General features: G+C 45.7%; 5 protein-coding genes and 1 riboswitch. All 5 genes read left to right on the forward strand.

Annotation, left to right across the window (positions count from 1 at the left end):
• The first annotated feature begins 64 nt into the window (after nt 1-64).
• A riboswitch (ZMP/ZTP riboswitch) is annotated at nt 65-144 on the forward strand.
• A gap of 47 nt (nt 145-191) precedes the next feature.
• The 5 genes from B4H10_RS08095 (at nt 192) to B4H10_RS08115 (ending at nt 3564) form a co-directional block, all read left to right on the forward strand.
• Nucleotides 192-1367: a phosphoribosylaminoimidazolecarboxamide formyltransferase gene (locus tag B4H10_RS08095; protein WP_292018607.1), complete on the forward strand. Its 1176-nt coding sequence runs from the start codon at nt 192-194 to the stop codon at nt 1365-1367.
• Between the two features lie 319 nt (nt 1368-1686).
• A complete protein-coding gene (locus B4H10_RS08100) occupies nt 1687-1998 on the forward strand; it encodes a nucleotidyltransferase family protein (RefSeq protein ID WP_292018608.1) in 312 nt (103 codons plus the stop codon).
• Entirely contained in the window at nt 1985-2389 is a 405-nt protein-coding gene (locus B4H10_RS08105; RefSeq protein ID WP_075582171.1) for an HI0074 family nucleotidyltransferase substrate-binding subunit, read from the forward strand. Before B4H10_RS08100 ends, B4H10_RS08105 begins: the two co-directional genes overlap by 14 nt.
• A 486-nt stretch (nt 2390-2875) precedes the next feature.
• A complete protein-coding gene (locus B4H10_RS08110; RefSeq protein WP_070807783.1) occupies nt 2876-3316 on the forward strand; it encodes an HD domain-containing protein in 441 nt (146 codons plus the stop codon).
• Nucleotides 3316-3564 (forward strand): hypothetical protein, encoded by a 249-nt coding sequence (locus tag B4H10_RS08115; RefSeq protein ID WP_059077304.1) that lies wholly within the window; start codon nt 3316-3318, stop codon nt 3562-3564. The genes B4H10_RS08110 and B4H10_RS08115 overlap by 1 nt, the downstream gene beginning before the upstream one ends.
• Nucleotides 3565-3645 lie beyond the last annotated feature (81 nt).

The raw sequence follows: 3645 nt of genomic DNA on the forward strand, positions 1-3645 counted from the left end.
CAGATTTTTCTATCGATTTCCGGCAAGATGATTGACAGTGCCGCGATTCCCCTTGTATAATAGACGTGAAACATGTGACTGACGGAAAGTGGAGCATACCACGGGGAGCATGATTCAGTATAGCCGACCGTCTGGGCGAAGGTTCCCGGAAGTGTCGGTATTTTTTTTATCTGTGTACGGAGGTAATAACGATGAAAGAACTGCAATTAAAATACGGCTGCAATCCCAATCAGGCTTCGGCCAGAGTGTATATGAAAGACGGCAGCGACCTTCCTTTTGATGTCTTAAATGGCCGCCCCGGCTATATCAACCTGCTCGATGCGTTCAACAGCTACCAGCTGGTCAAAGAACTGAAGGAAGCGACGGGCCTTGCGGCAGTAGCTTCTTTCAAACACGTCAGCCCCGCCGGTGCAGCCGTAGCGACGGACATGAGCGATACCCTGAAAAAAATCTACTGGGTCGATGACTTGGCCCTGTCCCCGCTGGCCTCGGCCTATGCCTGTGCCCGTGGTGCCGACCGCATGAGCTCCTACGGCGATTTCGTCGCCCTGTCCGACGTCTGTGACGTCGAAACGGCAACCCTCCTCAAACGGGAAGTATCGGACGGCGTTATCGCTCCGGGATACACCGACGAAGCCCTGGAACTGCTTAAGACGAAGAAAAAAGGGAAATACTGCGTCCTCCAGATGCATAGCGATTATACGCCGGCTCCTATCGAATCGAAAGAAGTATACGGCGTCACCTTCGAACAGGAACGGAACAATGCCAAAATTACGGCAGATCTCTTCAAAGAAATCCCGACGAAAAACAAGAATCTCCCCGCTTCGGCAATCCGCGACCTCATGATTGCCCTCATCACGTTGAAATACACCCAGTCTAACTCCGTCTGCTACGTCAAAGACGGCATGACCATCGGCGTCGGTGCCGGACAGCAGTCCCGTGTACACTGCACCCGCCTGGCCGGCAACAAAGCGGACATCTGGTGGCTCCGCCAGAACCCGAAAGTCCTGGCCCTGCCCTTCCGCGACGACGTGCGCCGTCCGAACCGGGACAATGCCATCGACGTCTACATTTCCGATGACTACGAAGACGTCCTGGCCGACGGCATCTGGCAGGATCTGTTTACGGAAAAACCGGAACCGCTCACACGGGAAGAAAAGAAAGCCTGGATTGCCCAGCTCCACGGTGTAGCCCTGGGCAGCGACGCCTTCTTCCCCTTTGGCGACAACATCGAACGGGCCCATCGTAGCGGCGTAGACTACATCGCCCAGGCCGGCGGCTCCATCCGTGACGACAACGTCATTGAAACCTGCGACAAATACGGCATAGCCATGGCCATGACCCACCTGCGCCTGTTCCATCACTAATATATATCATCTATGTAACATCGACACAGAACTCACGACTGGAAACGCTTCCAGCCGTGAGTTTTTTTGCATGCGGGAAAGGGATAGTTTCAAGTTTAAAGGAAAAGCTGCAGGGCCGGGATGGGTAGTAAAAAATGGAGCATTTCACTGATAAAAAGCTGACACTAACGCAGTGTTTCTTAGTGTTGAGTAGAGAAATCCGTAATGATATAATAAATATAACTATTATATAGATATATAGAAATGACTATATCGCATTTATGAGGCAATGAGATACGGATATATACCGTTTTATACAAACATATTTCAGGTGATGTATATGACAGATACAATGGATATACAGAAAACAGGACTCAGTGAAGAATTAATAAAAGAAATAGGTACCATTGCCAGCAAATGGGAAGTGCAAAAAGTTATTCTTTTTGGGTCCCGGTCACGGGGAGATTATGGACGTGCCAGTGACATAGACCTTGCCGTCTCTGGGGGGGATTTCACACAATTCTGCCTGGATGTGGAGGAAAACACATGGACATTATTGAAATTTGATATCATTAATCTGGATAATCCATTGGAACCAGAATTTCGGACTATGATTCAGAAAGAAGGTGTCACGCTTTATGAAAAAATATGAAAATTTTTGTTCCAATCTGGCCGTACTGGCCAGTGCCGGAAAGGAAGATTTAGATAACGAATTTATACTCAGCGGCATTATCAACAAATTCTCCCTGCAATTTGAATTGACGTGGAAATTATTAAAGGAATTATTGAAATATGAAGGCCGTAACGCAGCTCATAGTGGTTCACCGCGGGAAATCATTAAGGAAGCGTACGCCGTCTATGATTTTGTCGATCCGGACATTTTCCTGGTGATGCTCAGAGATCGAAATGACATGACACATCTTTATGATGGTAAAGCGGCTAAGCGCCTGGTAACGAAGATTATCCAAGTATATATTCCTGCTTTCCAGAATCTAAAAAAACACATTGATGAACAATACGGAGACATACTTCCAGGCCTTTAATATCAGAACTCTGGTACTGCTGACATGCCCACGAAGCTCATTATGGAGAGCTTTGTGGGTATTTTTTATGAAGCTGGAAAAATCAGCCTTGCACAAGAGTTTGCATGCAACTTAGTTGAACTATCAACCAAGTTACATGCAGCAGGGGAGTGGTGCTTGCAGGGATTCTGTATGAAGGAAAAGCGGCGTACCCTTTTGAAGCTGGATGTGTTATAATAAAAGCGAATTTTCAGGAAAAATGGAAAATCCGCCCCGCAAACTGCCTCATAGACCTGCATAAATACAGGCTTCGTAAGGGGTGCTGTACATTACCTTCATCCCCGTAAGGGGACGAATATGTTATAATGAATAGAAACGGGGTCCATCTGGTATCATAGCGATTGTCAGAGCTTCGGATTACTTTAGTGACAGAGGCTATAACTGGGAAACAGGGGAATTTGAAGATTTCCCTACGGTATGTGAATTAGGAAAAGAGGATTGGTAGAAGTGGGAAAGAAACTTTCTTTAGCCGTTGAAGTAGCTGAAAAATATCATGCTGATATGACTGATAAGGCGGGGAAAACTTATATGTGCCATTTAACGTCTGTTTCTAATGCGGTATTGCCTCTGGGAGAAGACTATGCTGTAGTCGGCATGTTACATGACACGTTAGAGGATACGGAGATGACGAAGGAAACTCTTTTTTCCTTATTCGGAAAAGAGATAGCTGATGCCGTTTCTCTTTTGACCCATGATGATGCGGTCCCGTATCTGGACTATGTGCGGGGAGTAAAAAAATCCGGGAACGCACTGGCCATTGCTGTAAAAAAAGCAGATTTAAGAAATAATATGGATTTATCGCGTCTGCCGAAAGTGACAGACAAGGATTTGAAACGGGTAGAAAAATATAAGAAAGCCTATGCAATTCTGACAGGGGATGCGGTCTGATGATGACTGTAGAAGATATAAAAAACGCTGATATAGAGTCATTGGAAACGTGGTATGAAGACGATACCTGGAAACGTTTTCCTGAAGATGCTCAAAGAGAATTACTAGCTAGAATATGTGATTACAGGGTACGTAATTCGGGTGAATGGGATACCCCTATTGAAGAAGTATTTAAAACTCCCAGGGTTCAGAAGATGATCAGGGAAGGCTTTTTTAATGATATGGACGAGTACCTGATCGATAAGTAGAGGTATACCGGTTAACGGTTCAGAGATTCTACCGATCAGAAAATAAACAGCCTAAAGAATATTAATAAATGTAGTAAAGTT

Origin of the sequence: Megasphaera sp. UBA4382 (assembly GCF_002391155.1) — a bacterium.
In the GTDB taxonomy this organism is placed as follows: Bacteria; Bacillota; Negativicutes; order Veillonellales; family Megasphaeraceae; genus Megasphaera; species Megasphaera hexanoica.